Raw genomic sequence first — 17,415 nt, 5'->3', positions numbered from 1 at the left:
CACCGAGTGATGGAGAGCTCTTTGCCAGACCTCGAGGCGATCCTCCTGGTCGGGGGGCAGGGCACGCGCCTGCGTCCGCTGACACTGGGCACGCCGAAACCGCTGCTGCCGACCGCCGGAGTGCCGTTCCTGGCCCACCAACTCGCCCGTGCGCGATCTTTCGGGGTCCGCCGGATCGTGTTCGCCACCTCCTACAAGGCGTCGATGTTCGAGCCCGCCTTCGGTGACGGGTCGGCGTTCGGGCTCTCACTCGAATACATCACCGAGGAGACGCCGCTGGGCACCGGCGGTGCGATCCGCAACGCCGCCGAAGCCCTCACGGCGGGGCCGTCCGACCCGGTCCTCATCCTCAACGGGGACATCCTCTCCGGCCACGACATCGGCGATCAGGTACGCACCCACCTGGCACGACATGCCGCTGTAACGCTCCATTTGACAGAAGTCGATGATCCCTCCCGGTTCGGGTGCGTCCCTACCGACGAGACCGGGCGGGTGACGGCCTTCCTGGAGAAGACGCCCAACCCCGTCACCAACCGGATCAACGCCGGCTGCTACGTGTTCACCCGGTCGGTGATCGACTCGATCCCCCGCGACGAGATCGTGTCCGTGGAGCGGGAGACGTTCCCCGGGCTGATCGAGGCGGGCGAGCTGGTGCTGGGCTACGCCGACCGCACCTACTGGCTCGACGTCGGCACCCCGGCGGCCTTCGTGCGGGGGTCGCGCGACCTGGTGCTGGGGCGGCTCGACTCGCCCGCGTTGCCGGGGCCGACCGGGGAGTTCCTCGCTCTGGAAGGGGCTCAGGTCTCGCCTGAGGCCAAGGTGCAGGGCGGCACGGCGGTCGGCGCGCAGGTCGTGGTCGAGTCCGGGGCGACGGTGGTGGGCTCGGTGCTGAGCGACGACTGCGTCATCGAGGCGGGCGCCTCCGTGACGGACTCCGTGGTGGGGCGGGGCGCGCGGGTCTGCGCGGGCACGGTGGTGTGCGACGCGGTGATCGGCGACGGCGCCATCGTGGGGCCGGGCAACGAGCTGCAGAACGGCGTGCGCATCTGGCCGGGCGTGGAGCTGCCCGAGCGCGCGATGCGCTATTCGAGCGACGTCTGAGCCTCTGCCCTTGCTCCTGCGGCCCGGTCACGGGCAGCGCGGCGGTGGGGGCAGACTGGACGGGTGAGAGAGCGCAGGTGGGTGCCCGAGGGGCCGCTGGACGTGGGGCTGGCGTTGCAGCCGCACAAGCGCGGCGGCGGGGATCCCACCTGGCGGCAGGGCTCTGACGGGTCCGTGTGGCGCACGTCCAGGACGCCCGACGGGCCGTGCACGCTGCGGGTGAGCGTCAAGGCCGGGTGCGTGCACGGGCAGGCGTGGGGGCCGGGCGCGGAGTGGGCGCTGGAGGCGCTGCCTGCGCTGTTGGGGGCACTCGACGACGCTTCCGGATTTGTCGCCAAGCATGAGGTTTTGGCGGAGGTTGTCAGGAAAAATCCGGGTTTGCGGATCGGGCGTACCGGGCGGGTCATGGAGGCCCTCGTACCGGCCGTGCTCGAGCAGAAGGTGGTCGGGCAGGAGGCGTGGCGGGCCTGGCGGTGGCTGCTCGGCCGGTACGGCGAGCCCGCGCCCGGACCCGCGCCCGAGGGGATGCGGGTCGTGCCCGAGACCGTGGTGTGGCGGCAGATCCCCAGCTGGCACTGGCACCGCGCGGGAGCGGAGGCCGTCCGCGCCCGGACGATCGCGAACGCCGCCTGGCACGCCGACAAGCTGGAGGCCGCCGCGACCACCGAGGAGCTCGACCGGCTGCTGCGGGCGCTGCCCGGGATCGGGGTGTGGACCTCGGCCGAGGTGCGCCAGCGCGCGTTGGGCGACCCGGACGCGGTGAGCGTCGGCGACTACCACCTGGCCAAGCTCGTCGGCTACGCGCTGACCGGGGAGAAGACCGACGACCCTGGGATGTTGCGGCTGCTGGAGCCGTACCAGGGGCATCGGCACCGCGCGGCGGTGCTGGTCTGGCTCACCGGCCTGCGCCCGCCCGCGCGCGGGCCCCGGATGTCCGTACGCGACTATCGGTCCTTCTGACGCGCCGGGCCCCTGGGTGCGTGCGGCGAACTCAGCCGTCGTACTGTGCCCGTATGAGTCTCGTCAGTGATTCCGCACTCCGCCGGGCCCTCGCACGTGCCCGCGACGGCAAGGCCCTCGACGTCACGGAGGTGACCGTCCTCCTGCAGGCCAGGGGCGAGCACCTCGACGCCCTGCTCGAACATGCCTCCCGCGTGCGTGACGCCGGGCTGCGGGCGGTCGGCCGCGAAGGGATCATCACGTACAGCAAGAAAGTGTTCATCCCGTTGACCCGGCTCTGCCGGGACCGTTGTGGTTACTGCACCTTCGCGACCGCGCCGCACACGCTGCCCGCGCCGTTCCTGAGCCCTGACGAGGTGCTGGAGATCGCCCGGCAGGGGGCAGCCATGGGATGCAAGGAAGCGCTGTTCACGCTGGGGGACCGGCCTGAGGACCGCTGGCACCAGGCGCGCTCCTGGCTCGACGCGCACGGCTATGACGACACCCTTTCTTATGTGCGGGCCATGGCGATCGGAGTGCTGGAGGAGACCGGGTTGCTGCCGCACCTCAACCCGGGGGTGCTGACCTGGCGTGACCTGCAGCGGCTCAAGCCCGTCGCGCCGTCCATGGGGATGATGCTGGAGACGACGTCGCGGCGGCTGTTCGAGGAGAAGGGGGAGGCCCACTACGGGTCGCCGGACAAGGACCCGGCCGTACGCCTGCGCGTCCTGGAGGACGCCGGCCGGACGAACGTGCCCTTCACCACCGGGATCTTGATCGGCATCGGCGAGACCATCGAGGACCGGGCCGAGTCGATCTTCGCGATCCGGCGGGTGGCGCGCGAGTACGGCGGGATCCAGGAGGTCATCGTCCAGAACTTCCGCGCCAAGCCCGACACCGCGATGCGAGGGCTGCCCGACGCGTCCCTGGAGGAGCTGGCGGCCACGATCGCGGTCGCGCGGCTCGTGCTCGGGCCCCGGGTCCGCATCCAGGCGCCGCCCAACCTGGTGGACTCCGAGTACGCGCTGATGATCCGGGCGGGCATCGACGACTGGGGCGGGGTGTCGCCGCTCACCCCCGACCACGTGAACCCCGAGCGGCCCTGGCCGCAGATCTCCCTCCTGGAGACCCGGACCGCCGAGTCCGGGTTCCAGCTCCGGGAGCGGCTGACGATCTATCCCGAGTACGTGGTGGCCGGGGAGCCGTGGCTGGACCCCCGGCTCTTCGCCCACGTGGCCGCCCTGGCGGACCCCGCCACGGGGCTCGCCCGCCCTGACGCCGAGCTGCGGGGGTTGCCGTGGCAGGAGCCGGACGGCGGGTTCGCGTCGTCGGGACGGGTCGATCTGCACGTGGAGGTGGACACGGCGGGGCGCACGCACGATCGGCGGGACGACTTCGACCACGTCTACGGCGACTGGACCGCCCTCCGCGACCGCCTCCCCTCGGCCGCCACGTCATCGTCCACCGCGCCGTCGGACGGTGCGGGGTCGGATCTCGCCGCACGCGTTGCGCCGAGCACCGCCGCCGGGGTCCCCGCCGCGCCGGCGCCCGGAGCGCGGGTTGCGGAGGGCACGGACGCTGACCCCGTACACCCCGACGCGGGGCCGGCGGGCGCTGTGGCCGGGGGCGCTTCGCTCACCGGCGCCGGTGCGGGGAGCGGGACGCCTGGGGAAGTGCGGCGGGCGTTGCGGAGGGCGGCGGCCGATCCGGGTGGGTTGAGTGACGCCGAGGCCGTGGCGTTGCTGGCCGCCGAAGGCGAGGCGCTGGACGAGCTGGCCGCCATCGCCGACGACCTCCGCCGGCAGGCCGTGGGTGACGAGGTCACCTACGTCGTCAACAGGAACATCAACTTCACGAACGTGTGCTACACCGGATGCCGCTTCTGCGCCTTCGCCCAGCGCAGGACGGACGCCGACGCGTACACCCTGAGCCTGGACCAGGTGGCCGACCGGGCGCAGGAGGCGTGGGACGCGGGCGCGACCGAGGTGTGCATGCAGGGCGGCATCCACCCCGATCTCCCCGGCACCGCGTACTTCGACCTGGCCAGGGCGGTCAAGGAGCGGACGCCCGGGATGCACGTGCACGCGTTCTCCCCGATGGAGGTCATCAACGGGGCCAGCCGCACCGACATGTCCATCCAGGCGTGGCTGGAGGCGGCCAAGGAGGCCGGGGTCGACTCGTTGCCCGGGACGGCAGCCGAGATCCTGGACGACGACGTCAGGTGGGTGCTGACCAAGGGGAAGCTGCCCGCGAAGGAGTGGGTCGAGGTCATCACGACGGCCCACAAAGTGGGCATCCCGACCACGTCCACCATGATGTACGGGCACGTCGACAACCACCTGCACTGGGTCAGGCACATCAAGCTGATCCGCAGCCTCCAGGAGCGGACCGGCGGGTTCTCCGAGTTCGTGCTGCTGCCGTTCGTGCACACCAGCGCCCCCATCTACCTGGCCGGGATCGCCCGCCCGGGCCCCACGGCGGCAGAGAACAGGGCCGTGCACGCGCTCGCCAGGATCCTCCTGCACGGCTCGATCAAGAACATCCAGTGCTCCTGGGTGAAGCTCCGCGACGATCTGTGCCGCCAGGTGCTCCAGGGCGGCGTGAACGACCTCGGCGGCACCCTCATGGAGGAGACCATCAGCCGCATGGCGGGCTCGGAGAACGGCTCGTACAAGACGATCAGCGAGCTGCGCGAGATGGTCGAGGTCACCGGCAGGCCGGTCAGGCAGCGCACCACCGAGTACGGCGTCCCTGCGGACGAACGGCTCGCGGCGTCCGAGGCCAGCGACGGCGTGTGCAAGAGCGTCCGGAGGGTCCTGCCGATGGCGTAGTTGTAACATGTTCTAACAAGGCTTGCGCCCGCCATGGGAGGCGCTGGAAGAATCATCACTCCCCTGGGAGAGAGGTTCACCGTGCGGTTAGGTCGGCACCGCGCTCCGCTGCCCGCTGAGCTGCGACGCAGGAAGGCTTTACGGCGCGGCATGCTGGCGGGCCTGACCGCGGTGGCCATCGTGGCCGCCGGCCTCGTGGTGGTGTTCGGCAGTGGCGGCCTGCTGTGCAGCACACGAGAGCCTGTTCTGGTCAGCGTCGCGGCGGCCGTCGACGTGGCCCCGGCGGCCATGGAGGCCGCCGAGCGGTTCAACGAGACGAAGACGTCCGTGGGTGGCCGGTGCGTGCTGGTCCAGGTGACCGAGCAGTCGCCGGCCACCGTCCTGCGCACGCTGATCGGCGACCGCGCGGGCGTCCTGCGCGAGCGGCCCGACGGGTGGATCGCAGACTCGTCGGCCTGGATCAGGCTGGCCCGCCAGCAGGGCGCGAGCGCGCTGCCCGCCGGTGAGAGCGTGGTGGCGACCTCGCCGCTGGTGTTCGCCACCCGCTCGTCGCTGGCCCAGCGCTTCTCCGTGGGTAAGACCGAGATGAACTGGCGGATGGTCTTCCCCGCCACCGTGCGCGGGCGGCTGACGCCCAACTCGGACGAGCCGGACGTCGTACGCGTACCAGACCCGTCGCTGGCCGGGGCGGGCATCGCGACCGTGGCCGCCGCCAGGGACGTCGTCGGCACGGGGCCGGAGGCGGACAAGGCGCTGACCGCGTTCGTACGGTGGGCGCAGGCCGGCTCCGCCCCCGACTACCGCAGCATGCTGGCGGCGGTCGACGACCACACGTTCTGGCAGCGTCCGGTCGTCATCGTCCCCGAGCAGTCGGTCTGGAACCACAACCAGCGCCCCTCCGCCGACCCGGTCGTCGCGCTGCACCCGCGCGAGGGCACGATCAACCTCGACTACCCGTACGTCGTCACCGCGACCGACCCCACGGTGGCCGAGGCGTCCACGGTCTTCGCCGACTGGCTGAAGGGCTCGCAGGCGCAGGACATCGTCCGGCGGGCCGGGTTCAGGTCGGGCGACGGCACCCTGGGCCCCATCTCGCCGGGGCCGCAGATCCCCTCGGAGACCCCGAAGACCAGGTCGTCGGTGTCGTCGCAGGACATCGACGAGGCGCTGCGGGCCTGGAGCCGGCTGGCCCCGCCGACGAACATCCTCGTCCTGGCCGACACCTCCAAGCACATGGCCGAGTCGCTGAACGGCACCACCAGGATCAGCATCGCGCTGGACGCGGCCAAGATCGGGCTGCAGCTCTTCCCGGACTCGACGCACATGGGCCTGTGGGAGTTCGCCGAAGGGCTGGGCGGCCTCAAGCCCTACCGGGAGCGGGTCGGGCTCGGCCCGATCAACGAGCCCCAGACCGGACAGGTGGTACGCAAGAGCCGCCTCGCCGAGCTGACCGGCACGATCACCGCCCATCCCACCCTGGACAGCTCGCTCTACGACGCGATACTCGGCGGCTTCCGCAAGGTCACCAGCGAGTACCGCGAGGAGATGAACAACGCGCTCCTGGTGATCACGGCCGGCAAGGACGACGGCAAGGGCACGAAGCTGCCGGAGCTCCTCGACAAGCTGCGCCACGAGTGGAACCCCGACAAGCCCATACAGATCATCATCATCGCCTTCGGCAAGGGCGTCGATCACGACAGCCTGTCGCGGATCACGGCCGCCACGAACGGCTCGCTGCACGAGGCCCAGGAGCCGGGGGAGATCATCGACGTCTTCCTCGCCGCCCTGGCCCGCCGGCTCTGCCACCCCACCTGCAAGCCGACCCCATGAGAAAGGGGGCGCTCCTGGCGGAACGCCCCCTTCTGGCTGGCTAGACGCGCTGCCAGAGCGCCGGGACGTTGGGCGGCTCCCAGCCGGCCAGCGCGGTGTGGGCCTGGATGCAGCGGTACGTGACGCCGTTGTAGGTGACGGTGTTGCCGACCGCGTACGCGGTGCCGGCCTTCCACGTGCCCGACGGCGTCGTGGGAGTGGGCGTGGGCGTCGGGTTGGGGGTCGGCGTGACGGTCGGGGTGGGGGTCGGGGTCGGGTTGCCGCCACCGCCGCCGATCTGCAGGTCGATGCACGAGTAGAAGGCGTTGGCGGTGTCGGAGATGTTCCAGATCGCCAGGACCTTCTGCCGGCCCGAGTAGCCGGACAGGTTGACCGTGTGCGAGACCGTCGCGGGCGGCTGCTGACCGTTGCCGTTGAAGACGGCGACCCGCGTGTTGCCGATGTAGTACTCGTAGTTGAGCGTGGCGTGCCTGGCGGTGAACGTCCAGTTGAAGGTCACCGTGGTGCCCACCTGGGCGACCGGCCACGGCTTGCTCTCGTCGCTGAGCTGCGCGAACTGCGACAGGTTGGCGTGGCAGCTCCGCAGCCCCTTCGGGCCCTCCACGCTCTGCGGCTCGTAGATGATGTTGCCGCAGTTGGGGACCTTGCCCTGGGCGCAGTTGGCCTGCCGGCTGGGCGGGGAGTTGACGTAGCCGTGCGCGAACGCCGGCGCCGTGTTGAACAGCGTGGTGGCGACGGCGATCACCACCACGGCGACTAACGTGAGCGTCCTTCTCATGAAGTTGCTCCTTCACATGGGGGGATGCCCCAAATGTAAAGGAAACTTTCCTAACGGTAAATGCCCGTCTGACCTATCCTTTCGGGCCGCGGTCAGCGCGTGACGATGAAGTCGTCCGGGTCGCGGGGCGCGCGGTCGCGCGGCGGGGCGGCCGCGTGGCCGACGGCCACGCAGCCCATCGGGTCCCAGGAGCCGGGCAGGTCGAGCACCTCGCGGACCACCGGGCGGCAGAACATCGTGGACGACACCCACGCCGAGCCCAGCCCCTCGACGGCGAGCTGGATGAGGAGGTTCTCCACCCCGGCGCCGGCCGCCACGACGAACATCTCCCGCTCCGACGCGTTGCGCCGATCGTCGCGGTAGGTGTGGGAGCCCTCCATCACCAGGCACGGCACGACCAGACAGGGCGCGTCGCGCAGCACGTCGCCCCGCCTGATCCGCTTGGCGATCGACTGCTCGCTGAACCCGTCGCCGCGCAGGTCCTCGATCCACGCGTCGCGCATGGCGTCGAGCAGCTTGGTGCGCGTCTCCGGCGACTCGACCAGCACGAACCGCCAGGGGGTCGTGTGGTGCGGCGCCGGTGCGGCGATGCCCGCCGCGACCGCCCTGCGTACCTTCGCCGGATCGACCGGCCGGTCCGAGAACTCCCTGATCGTACGGCGGGCGAACACGACATCCCGCGACCCGTAGCGGAACAGGTCGTCGTCGGCCGGCCGCACCAGCGGCCTGACCCCGGGCCCGTCGTCGTCGGTGACCAGGTGGGACAGCCCGCGCACGATCGCCACCGGGACCCCGCCGAGCTTGCCCTTGACCAGCTCGGCCGCGCCCGCGATCTCGTCGGCCAGCGCGGTGACGGTGGCGTTGAGCTCGTTGCCGTAGCCGTCGGAGGTGCCACGGAAGTCGTCGAGCGGGCGCATGCCCGCCACCCCGATGGCCACGTCGGTGAGCCCGTTGCGCCACGGGCGGCCGAACGTGTCGGAGACGATCACGCCCGCCCGCACGGCCAGGCCCTTCCTGATGCGCCTGGCCGAGGCGTCGGAGTCTTCGGGGAGGAGGAGCACGGTGCCCGGCTCGGTGTTGGAGGCGTCGACCCCGGCGGCGGCCATGACGAAGCCGTGGCGGGTCTGGGAGATCACGGTGTCGCCCCGCCTGGCCACCACGCGCTCGGTCTCGTCCTCGATGGCCTGGGTGCGGTCGGGCGCCCGGCGGACGCGGCCCTCGGCCTTGCTTATGATCTTGGACGTGACGACCACGATGTCGCCGTCCCGCAGGCCGGCGTCCTTGAGCAGCTCCGCGACGTCGTCGCCGGGCCGCACCTCGCCGATGCCCTCGACGGCGATCACCTCGAAACGCCGGGGGGCGCTGGTCATCGGGCGAGCTCCTGGGCCAGGTCGAGCGCGGTGCGGGCGATGTCGGCGGCGGCGTCGGCGTCGTGCATGAGGATCGGCCGGGCGATCACCCGTACGCCGTCGAGCGCGACCCCTTCGTCCTCCTCCGCCACCAGCCACCCGTCGATCAGCTCCGGGCCGTACAGGTCGAGCACGGCCTGCGCCGTCGTCTCCACCCCGATGGCGGTCAGGCAGGCGTCGGCCATGCCCCTGACCGGCGCGCCGCCGATGATGGGCGAGACCCCGACCACGGTCTTGGGCAGCAGGGCGTCGCGGATGCCCGGGACCTGCAGGATCGTGCCGATGCTCACGACCGGGTTGGACGGCGGCAGGATCACCACGTCGGCCTGCTCGATCGCGTCGAGCACGCCCGGCGCGGGCTTGGCCGTGTCGGCCCCCACCAGCGCGAACGACTGCGCCGGGACCGAGGCGCGCAGCCGTACCCACCACTCCTGGAAGTGGATGGCGCGCTTGCCGTTTTCGTCCTCGATGACCACGTGGGTCTCGCAGCGGTCGTCGGTCATCGGCAGCAGCCGCACGCCGGGCTGCCAGCGCGCGCACAACGCCTGCGTGATCTGGGAGAGTGGGTAGCCGGCCTCCAGCATCTGCGAGCGCACGATGTGGGTGGCGAAGTCGCGGTCGCCGAGCCCGAACCACTGGGGCTCCACGCCGTACGCGGCCAGCTCCTCCTTGACGACGTGGGACTCCTTGGCGCGCCCCCAGCCCTGCTCCTCGTCGATGCCGTTGCCCAGGGTGTACATCACGGTGTCGAGGTCGGGGCAGACCCGTAGGCCGAACAGGGTGATGTCGTCACCCGTGTTGCCGATGACGGTGATGGTGGCATCCGGCGCGGTCGCGCGCAGTCCGCGCAGGAAACGGGCGCCGCCGATGCCGCCCGCGAGTGACACGATGTGCATGCCGCCAGTCTTCCATCGGCCCCTGACAGCCCCGTCTCGGGTGTGGTTTTACCCCACTTGTTATGAGAGAAGTGCCAGGTGTAGGCCGAATTGGGATGCAGGAGGTTCCTGGGACCCCCGCCACCCGAGTCGGTCATGTGGCAAACTCCCTTCGGGCTAAAGGGTCCGATGGGGGTACTTGTGAGCAAATTTGACGTCGCCCGGCTGAAGGAGCCAGGCGCATGGATCATGCTCGTCCTCGGCTTGCTGACCGTGCTGTTGACGGTCGGCGACGTCCTGGTCGGCTCGTCGTTGTCCCTGACGAGGCGGGCGGCGGCGAACGTCCTGGACCTGGCGAACCCCGTCGTGCCCGCACTGCTGCTCGGAGCCGTGCTGCTGGTCACCAAGGTCGGCGAACCGTCGCCCAAGGCCAAGCCGATCATGTACGGGTCGGCGGTCGGGCTGGTGCTGGCCACGGTGTTCGGCATGCTGTCGCTGATCCTCGGCCTGTTCTCCGGGCTCGGGGCCTGGCCGACGATGCAGCTGGTGCTCCTTGGCGTGCCTTCCGTCGCGTTGATCGCCGTCGCGCTGGTGTACCTGATCCCGCAGATCCTGCCGGAGCGGCCCGTCGCGCAGGTCTACCACCACCCGAACCTCGGCCAGCAGGCGCCCTGGCAGCAGCAGCAGTTCGGCCAGCCCGACCAGCCGCAGCACTTCGGTCAGCCCGACCAGGCCCAGCAGTTCGGCCAACCCGAGCAGCCTCAGCAGGGCTTCGGGCAGCTGGAGCAGCCGCAGCAGGCCCCCGGTTTCGGGCAGCCCGAGCAGGCTCCCGGCTTCGGCCAGGCCCCTTACGGCCAGCAGCCGCCCTCGGGCGCGTACGGCCCGCAGCCGGGCTTCGCCCAGCAGCCGCCGTCCGGCCAGCAGCCCGGCTACGGGCAGCAGCCCCCTTCCGGCCAGTACGGCCAGCAACCCCCGTCGGGCCAGTACGGCCAGCAACCCCCGAGCTTCGGCGGCCAGCCCGAGCCCCAGGCCGCGCAACCGGAGCCGCAGCCCCAGCTGCACGTGATCAGGGGCGCCCTGCCCGCCGCCCCGTCGGACCAGAGCCAGCCCGAGCAGCCCTACCCCGCGCCCAGCTTCGGCCCGCCGGAGCAGAGCCAGCCCGACCAGTCCTACTCCACGCCGAGCTTCAGCCCGTTGGAGCAGAGCCAGCCGGACCAGCCCTACGCGCCGCAGAGCTTCGGATCGGTCGACCAGAGCCAGCCCGAGCAGTCCTTCGGCCCCCAGGGCTTCGGGTCGGGCCAGCCCGAGCAGCCCTACGCTCCCCAGGGCTTCGGATCGAACCAGCCTGAGCAGCCCTACGCCCCGCAGGGTTTCGGGGCGGGCCAGCCTGAGCCGTCCTTCGCCCCGCAGGGCTTCGGACCGGGGGAGGCGGGCCAGGGCTATTCCTCGCCGAGCTTCCAGCCGGTGGAGCCGCCCGAGCAGTCCTTCGCTCCCCAGGGCTTCGGACCGGGCCAGCCTGACCCGTCCTATGCCCCGCCGAGCTTCGGCTCGTCGGACCAGGGCCAGCCGGACCAGGCCTACGCCCCGCAGGGCTTCGCCCCGTCGGCCTACACCCCCGCCGACACGGCCCCCTCGGCCTCCTCGGCCCAGGAGTACTCCACCCCGCCGGCCGTCGAGTACCAGCCCGCCCCGTACGTACCGGCAGACAGCCAGCCGAGCGCCTACGGCCAGCCCAGCCCCAACCCGTACGCGCCGCCCGGGACCGACCAGCCCAGCCCGTACGCCCCGGCCGCGGACCAGCAGCCCAATTCCTACGCCCCGCCCGCGGACCGCCCGAACCCGTACGCGCCCCCGGAGGCCGCGCCCAACGCGTTCGCCGACCAGGCCTTCCCGACGCCGGCCGGCGACACCGCGCCGAGCGTCCCCTACCCGCCGGCCGCCGAACAGCAGCCGCAGCAGCCGTACTTCGGCCAGAGCGCCTTCGACCAGCAGGGCGGCCAGCCGTTCACCGGCTACTCGGGCCGCGAGTACGCCACCCCGTCCGCGTACCAGGAGCCCGACCCGCCCGTGGACCCGCGCTCCCAGCAGCTCATGGACGCCTACCAGCAGGCGGAGACGTACCAGCACTCCACCGGCCAGCACTCGACGGCCCAGCACTCCACCGCGGGCACCCAGCCGGAGCTGCGCGTGCCCGACTACTCCAGCCAGGCGCCCAGGTCGTACGAGGACCCGCTCGGCCACCCGCAGCCCCAGCAGGGTGGTTACGAGCCTCAGCAGGGCCAGTACCGGCCCACCCACCAGGCGCCCCAACAGCAGCAGCCCTGGCCCCACCAGGCGGAGCCTGTCGGCGACGCGACAATGCGGCTCGACTCCACCCCCTACGGCGCGCGCCCGGGAGACGACCCCATCGACCCTACGGCCATATACACGCCCAACGAGCCCCGCAGGTAACGGACCGGTAATGAACGACTAGAGAGAAGGTGGGGCCTGGGCGGGTGTCTATCCCGCCCTGGTACGGTTCGGACCGCTGACAGGTTGAACGAGCCTTACGACGCCGCGCGCAAAAGGGTGTCGGCCGGGCGTGAACATCACATGCCAAGCACACCGGGGCGAGCTCTGGTCTTTCCCCGGATAGCTGCATGCCGCTTGACGTCAGCTACAGCACACGCGTGTAATTACAACCATGTTGTTACGCCTTCCGATGGGTGGGTAATAAGGAAGGCGTCCATGGGGGGCTCCATTGCGGGCGGGCGGCAGGGAGGTGTGCAGTGACCGATCCGGTCATCGCACAGGATCAGCTTGACGCTGAAGAACTCGGCTGGCAGGAGCGCGCGTTGTGCGCGCAGACGGATCCGGAGGCGTTCTTCCCGGAGAAGGGCGGCTCCACCAGAGAGGCCAAGAAGGTCTGCCGATCGTGCGAAGTCCGTGCAGAGTGTCTGGAATACGCACTCGAGCACGATGAGCGGTTCGGCATCTGGGGAGGGCTGTCCGAGCGGGAGCGCAGACGGATCAAGCGCCAGGCCGTTTAGGTATATGGGCGGAAGGGTCACGCGGTCGAACGCGTGACCCTTTCCGCATCTGCTGTCCCAGCTGTCACAGGTATATGGTGGGCGCGCCTGCTCTACCCCCCTCAGGAGCATCCGCCCATGTCACGTCCCTATGTCACCGTGATCGTCGTCGCGCACGACGGCGCGCGCTGGCTGGGGGAGACGCTGCGTGCTCTGGTGAACCAGAGTCGCAGGCCGGACCGCGTGGCCGGCGTCGACAACGGCAGCAGGGACGGCTCGGCCGACCTGCTCGCCCAGGCGTTCGGCCGCGGCAACCTGATCTCCCTGCCGCGCTCCACCGGCTTCGGCGAGTCCGTCGCCGAAGTCCTCGCCAAGCTGCCACCCGCCGGAAGCGACGAGTGGATCTGGCTGCTGCACGACGACTGTGCCCCCGACAGGCGCGCGCTGGAGGCGCTGCTCACCGCGGCGGCGCAGGATCCGAAGGCCGCCGTGCTGGGCCCGAAGCTGCTCGACTGGCTCGACCGCCGGCGGCTGCTCGAAGTGGGCGTCACCGTGGGCCGTACCGGGCGCAGGGAGACGGGGCTGGAGCCGCGCGAGTTCGACCAGGGGCAGCACGACGGGACGCGGGACGTGCTGTCGGTGTCCACGGCCGGGATGCTCATCCGGCGCGACGTGTGGGAGCGGGTCGGCGGGCTGGACCCGTTCTTCCCGCTGTTCCGCGACGACCTCGACCTGTGCTGGCGGGTGCGCAACGCCGGGCACAAGGTCCTGAACGTGACCTCCGCCGTGGCCTGGCACGCCGAGGCGGCGGCTCGCAGGCGGCGCAGGATCACGGTCAGCGGCGACCATCCCCGCAGGCTGGACAGGCGTAACGCGATCTTCGTGGTGATGGCGAACCTGCCGTTCGGCGCGATGCTCTGGGCGCTGCTGCGGAACGTGCTCGGCTCGGCCTTCCGCACGGCGCTGTTCGTGGTGAGCAAACAGCCCGCGAACGCGCTGGACGAGTTGGCGGCGATGGCGTCGATCCTGCTGCATCCGTTCCGGCTGCTGCGGGCGCGCCGGGCCCGCCGCCCCGCCGGAAACAGGCAGGCCCGCAAGAAGGGATATATCCGCATAAAGCGGTTGATGTCCCCTCGGGGTGCGGCCTGGCGGCGGCTCATCGACATGGTGCAGAGCTTCCTCGCCGGCGAGGCGCCCGTGGACTCGACGGGCCGCCACCACCACGCCACCGCCTCCACCTCCGCCGAGGACGAGTACGAGGTCGTGCCGGCGGACACCGGCGCGGTCAAACGCTTCCTCACCCGCCCCGGCGTCGTCCTCATGCTCGCGCTGACCGCGGTCGCGCTGGTCGCCGAGCGCTCCCTCCTCGGCGGCGAACGGCTCGGCGGCGGCGCCCTCGTCCCGGTCACGGGCGGCGCGGGCGACCTGTGGGCCTTCTACACCGAGGGCTTCCACGACATCGGGCTCGGCTCGAACGCCTGGACGCCCCCGTACGTCGCCGTGCTCGCGGCCCTGTCCACGCTCGCGTTCGGCAAGACGTGGCTGGCCGTGTCCGTGCTGCTGCTCGGCTCGGTGCCGCTGGCGGGCGCGACGGCGTGCCTGGCCACCCGGCACGTCATCCCGGCGGTGCCGGCGCGGGCCTGGGCGGCGGGGACGTACGCGCTGCTGCCCGTCGCGACGGGAGCGATCGCGGCCGGACGGCTGGGCACCGCGGTGGTGTTCGTGCTGGTGCCGCTCTACGCCTCGCTCGGGACGGTGGTGCTGTCCGGCGAACGCCGCCGCGCCCGCCGGGCCGCGTGGGCGCTCGGGCTGCTGCTGGCCGTGGGGACGGCGTTCGCGCCCCTGGTCTATCCGCTGTTCGCCGTGCTGGGGGTGCTGGCGGCCGTCGCGTTCCGCGGCGCGGTGACCTCGATGGCCATCGCGCTGGCGGTGCCTCCGGTGCTGCTCTTCCCCTGGCTGGCGGGGCTGGTGACCTCCCCGGGCAAGATCCTGCTGGAAGCGGGGCTGCACGATCCCGCCCTGGTGGACGCCGCGCTCGCCCCCGAGTCGCTGCCGGCGCTCAGCCCGGGAGGGCCCGGGCTGCCGCCGTTCTGGGTGACCGGGGGCCTGGTGGCCACGGCGCTGGCCGCGCTCCTCATGCGCCGCCAGCGGATGATCGTCGCCATCGGCTGGGGCATCACCCTGTACGGGGTGCTGGCGGCGATCCTGGTCAGCCGCGTCACCGTCGAAGGCGCACGGGCCTGGCCAGGGGTCCCGCTGGCGTTCGCGGGGACCGGGCTCGTGGTCCTCGTGGGCCTGACCGCCCACCGCCTGGCCGAACTCCGTGCCGGAGGCGCGCTGCGCCGGCTGGGGGCGATGGCGGTGGCGGCGGTGGCGTTCAGCACGCCGCTGCTGGCGGCCGGGTACTGGGTCGCCACCGGGGTGCGGGGACCGCTCGTGGGCGACGTGCCGGACGTGCTGCCCGTGCTGGCCGCCGCCCGTACCACGCAGGGGGAGCGCACGCTGGTGATCAAGGGCTCCTCGTTCACCGTGCTGCACGGCCGTACCCCGCTGATCGGCGAGTCGGAGCTCCCGATCGCGTCCGAGGCCCGCACCCGCCTGGGGGCTGCGGTCGAGGGCCTGGTCGGCGGCCGCGGCGGCGACGCGGCCACCCTGGGCAAGCTCGGCGTGGGCATGGTGGCCGTGGCGCCGCCCGTCTCCGCCGAACTGGCCAGAACGCTCGACTCGCAGCCGTCGCTGGCGCGCATGAGCCTGTCGGAGGCGGGCGGGCTGTGGCGGCTGGCCGAGCCGGTCGTCCGCGTACCCGCCCAGCCGGTCAGCGCCCTGCACACGCCCTGGCTGTGGACCCAGGCGGTGCTGGTGCTGGTGATCGCGGTGCTGGCGGCGCCGGGGCGGCGCGAAAGCGCCCCCGAGGCCGTGGAGGCGCCGCCGGCGGTCGCCGCCAGAATGGCTGTGAACGTGGCGGGTGGGCGATGAAGGCGTTCGTGGAGAACCGGTTCGGGCTGCTGACGCTGGTCGTCGTGGCACTGGCGGCCCTGTACGGCGTCGCGTACGTCACCAGGCCCTCCCCTCCGGCGGCGGCCGCCCCGCAACCGCAACCCAGGAAGGTCGCCGTCGAGTCGGTCACCGCGGTGTGCCCCGGCTCCAAGGGCGAGCGGGTCAGTGTCTACCTGCCCGGCACGCTCACCTACGAGCCGATGCGCGACGCCAAGCCGTACGTGACGAAAGGCCCCGGCGGGCTGGAGGCTGGCTACCTCACCCGCGCCACCCAGGGCGCCGGCCGCGGCCTCGCGGGAGTCCGCTGCACCGAACCCGCCCCCACGACCTGGCTCGTGGGCCCCGGCCCCGCCAACGCCGACGTCCGACTGCACCTCACGAACGCCGACAAGGCGCCGGCCCTGGCGGACATTCAGGTCTACGCGGCGGAAGGCCCCATCTCGGGCGACAAGGGCATCGGCCTGGAGATCGCGCCCGGCGAGCACCGCGAGATCGACCTCAAGACCATCGCCCCGTCGGCGGACATCATGGCCGTGAGCGTCACCACCGCCTTCGGCCGCCTCGCCGTCGCCGCCAGGACCGCCCTCGAAACCGGCGGCGTCGACTGGCTCCCCTCGGCCGCCCCGCCCGCCACCCGCGTCGTCGTACCCGGCCTCCCCGGTGGCGGCGGCCGCCGCGAACTCCTGGTCGCCGCCCCCGGCGAGAACGACGCCCAGGTGCGGATCAAGGCGGTGAGCGAGGACGCCGAGTACGCCATGAAGGGCCGCGAGTCGTTGGACGTGCCCGCAGGCAGCGTGGTCTCCCTGGACGTCACCACAGGTGTGGGCGGCTCCTCGGCGGCCCTGGTCCTCACCTCACCCACCCCGATCGTGGCCGGCCTCGTCATCACGGGCACGGGCGGACGCTCGGACGTCGCCTTCACCGCCGGCACCCCCGCGCTGGACCTGGGCAGCACGGTGGCCCGCAACGGCCCGGGCTCCAAGCTGATCCTCACCGCCGTCGGCGTCCCCGGCAAGGTACGGATCCAGGTGATACCCGAGAAGGGCCGGCCGGAGGAGCCGTTCGAGGTGTCGATACCGGCGGGCCGCACGAAGAACGTCAAACCGAAACCGAAGGGGGACTACGCGCTGGCGGTCACGCCGGTCGCGGGGGAGGTCTACGGCGCGAGAGTGATCGAGGACCACCTGAAAACCGGCCTCCTCCTCACCACCCAACCCCTGGCCCCTTCCCGCCTATGGACCCTGCTCCCACCCTTGACCGACACCCCCAACGTGGTTGCGCCTTAGACCCCGGGGACCGCATGGACCTCCGCGTTGCGAGGCGCTTCGCGCGAATCGGCTCCGGGCAGCGCTTCCCAAGGGGGCTCGCCCCCTTTCGATCCCCCAACGGCGAGGTCCTCGCACGGGGGCGCGCTTCGCGCGATGGAGAGCTCGGGCAGCGCCCTGTGGGGGCAAGCCCCCACACCCCCGGCGAGGGGCTTTCCAGCCCCTCGCGCTCCCCGGCCCCGGCCGTTCGGGGAATGCAGGAGTTGGCGGCGGAACAATCCGATATGCGGAGTGTGTGCGAGAAGCGATCTTGCCGTGCTGCATCGCTCCTGGTGGCCGTGGCCCTGGAACAACGAGGAATGCAGGCTGATCTCGAAAGCGA

Annotated in this window: 11 protein-coding genes; 8 read left to right on the top strand and 3 right to left on the bottom strand. The window is 71.9% G+C overall.

The window, feature by feature from the left end:
• The first annotated feature begins 9 nt into the window (after positions 1 to 9).
• The 4 genes from ACIHFD_RS20755 (at position 10) to ACIHFD_RS20740 (ending at position 6,701) form a co-directional block, all read left to right on the top strand.
• On the top strand, positions 10 to 1,101 hold the full coding sequence (locus ACIHFD_RS20755) for a sugar phosphate nucleotidyltransferase (RefSeq protein ID WP_397368322.1): 1,092 nt from the start codon (positions 10 to 12) through the stop codon (positions 1,099 to 1,101).
• Positions 1,102 to 1,164: 63 nt separating this feature from the next.
• Complete coding sequence (locus ACIHFD_RS20750) at positions 1,165 to 2,061, top strand: DNA-3-methyladenine glycosylase family protein (protein WP_397368296.1); 897 nt, start codon at positions 1,165 to 1,167, stop codon at positions 2,059 to 2,061.
• 53 nt (positions 2,062 to 2,114) lie between these two features.
• Positions 2,115 to 4,871, top strand: a complete 2,757-nt coding sequence (locus tag ACIHFD_RS20745) for a bifunctional FO biosynthesis protein CofGH (RefSeq protein WP_397368295.1) — start codon at positions 2,115 to 2,117, stop codon at positions 4,869 to 4,871.
• Between the two features lie 81 nt (positions 4,872 to 4,952).
• Complete coding sequence (locus ACIHFD_RS20740) at positions 4,953 to 6,701, top strand: substrate-binding and VWA domain-containing protein (protein WP_397368294.1); 1,749 nt, start codon at positions 4,953 to 4,955, stop codon at positions 6,699 to 6,701.
• Between the two features lie 40 nt (positions 6,702 to 6,741).
• On the opposite strand, the gene ACIHFD_RS20735 is transcribed toward ACIHFD_RS20740, so the two are convergent.
• The 3 genes from ACIHFD_RS20735 to cofD all read right to left on the bottom strand — a co-directional run bounded on the left by ACIHFD_RS20735 (position 6,742) and on the right by cofD (position 9,784).
• Complete coding sequence (locus tag ACIHFD_RS20735) at positions 6,742 to 7,479, bottom strand: lytic polysaccharide monooxygenase (RefSeq protein WP_397368293.1); 738 nt, start codon at positions 7,477 to 7,479, stop codon at positions 6,742 to 6,744.
• 92 nt (positions 7,480 to 7,571) lie between these two features.
• Positions 7,572 to 8,849 carry a coenzyme F420-0:L-glutamate ligase gene (locus ACIHFD_RS20730; protein ID WP_397368292.1) on the bottom strand — a complete coding sequence of 426 codons (1,278 nt, stop codon included), beginning with the start codon at positions 8,847 to 8,849 and terminating at the stop codon, positions 7,572 to 7,574.
• A complete protein-coding gene (gene cofD, locus ACIHFD_RS20725; RefSeq protein ID WP_355190746.1) occupies positions 8,846 to 9,784 on the bottom strand; it encodes a 2-phospho-L-lactate transferase in 939 nt (312 codons plus the stop codon). The genes ACIHFD_RS20730 and cofD overlap by 4 nt, the downstream gene beginning before the upstream one ends.
• Before the next feature lie 180 nt (positions 9,785 to 9,964).
• Between cofD and ACIHFD_RS20720 the strand changes: the two genes are divergently transcribed.
• The 4 genes from ACIHFD_RS20720 to ACIHFD_RS20705 all read left to right on the top strand — a co-directional run bounded on the left by ACIHFD_RS20720 (position 9,965) and on the right by ACIHFD_RS20705 (position 17,054).
• Positions 9,965 to 12,214, top strand: a complete 2,250-nt coding sequence (locus ACIHFD_RS20720; RefSeq protein ID WP_397368291.1) for a hypothetical protein — start codon at positions 9,965 to 9,967, stop codon at positions 12,212 to 12,214.
• A 317-nt stretch (positions 12,215 to 12,531) separates the two neighbouring features.
• Positions 12,532 to 12,792 carry a WhiB family transcriptional regulator gene (locus ACIHFD_RS20715; protein ID WP_020546325.1) on the top strand — a complete coding sequence of 87 codons (261 nt, stop codon included), beginning with the start codon at positions 12,532 to 12,534 and terminating at the stop codon, positions 12,790 to 12,792.
• A 117-nt stretch (positions 12,793 to 12,909) separates the two neighbouring features.
• Positions 12,910 to 15,747, top strand: a complete 2,838-nt coding sequence (locus tag ACIHFD_RS20710; protein WP_397368290.1) for a glycosyltransferase — start codon at positions 12,910 to 12,912, stop codon at positions 15,745 to 15,747.
• A complete protein-coding gene (locus ACIHFD_RS20705) occupies positions 15,744 to 17,054 on the top strand; it encodes a DUF5719 family protein (RefSeq protein WP_397368289.1) in 1,311 nt (436 codons plus the stop codon). Before ACIHFD_RS20710 ends, ACIHFD_RS20705 begins: the two co-directional genes overlap by 4 nt.
• The last annotated feature ends 361 nt before the right edge of the window (positions 17,055 to 17,415 follow it).

The organism is Nonomuraea sp. NPDC051941, from assembly GCF_044593615.1.
Note: the sequence above shows the minus strand (reverse complement) of the source record. Positions and strands in the feature narration are given on the sequence as shown.

Coding starts and splice junctions, on each gene's coding strand:
- ACIHFD_RS20755 (WP_397368322.1), top strand. CDS start 10: ATGGAGAGCTCTTTGCCAGACCTCGAGGCGATCCTCCTGGTCGGGGGG.
- ACIHFD_RS20745 (WP_397368295.1), top strand. CDS start 2,115: ATGAGTCTCGTCAGTGATTCCGCACTCCGCCGGGCCCTCGCACGTGCC.
- ACIHFD_RS20735 (WP_397368293.1), bottom strand. CDS start 7,479: ATGAGAAGGACGCTCACGTTAGTCGCCGTGGTGGTGATCGCCGTCGCC.
- ACIHFD_RS20730 (WP_397368292.1), bottom strand. CDS start 8,849: ATGACCAGCGCCCCCCGGCGTTTCGAGGTGATCGCCGTCGAGGGCATC.
- cofD (WP_355190746.1), bottom strand. CDS start 9,784: ATGCACATCGTGTCACTCGCGGGCGGCATCGGCGGCGCCCGTTTCCTG.
- ACIHFD_RS20710 (WP_397368290.1), top strand. CDS start 12,910: ATGTCACGTCCCTATGTCACCGTGATCGTCGTCGCGCACGACGGCGCG.
- ACIHFD_RS20705 (WP_397368289.1), top strand. CDS start 15,744: ATGAAGGCGTTCGTGGAGAACCGGTTCGGGCTGCTGACGCTGGTCGTC.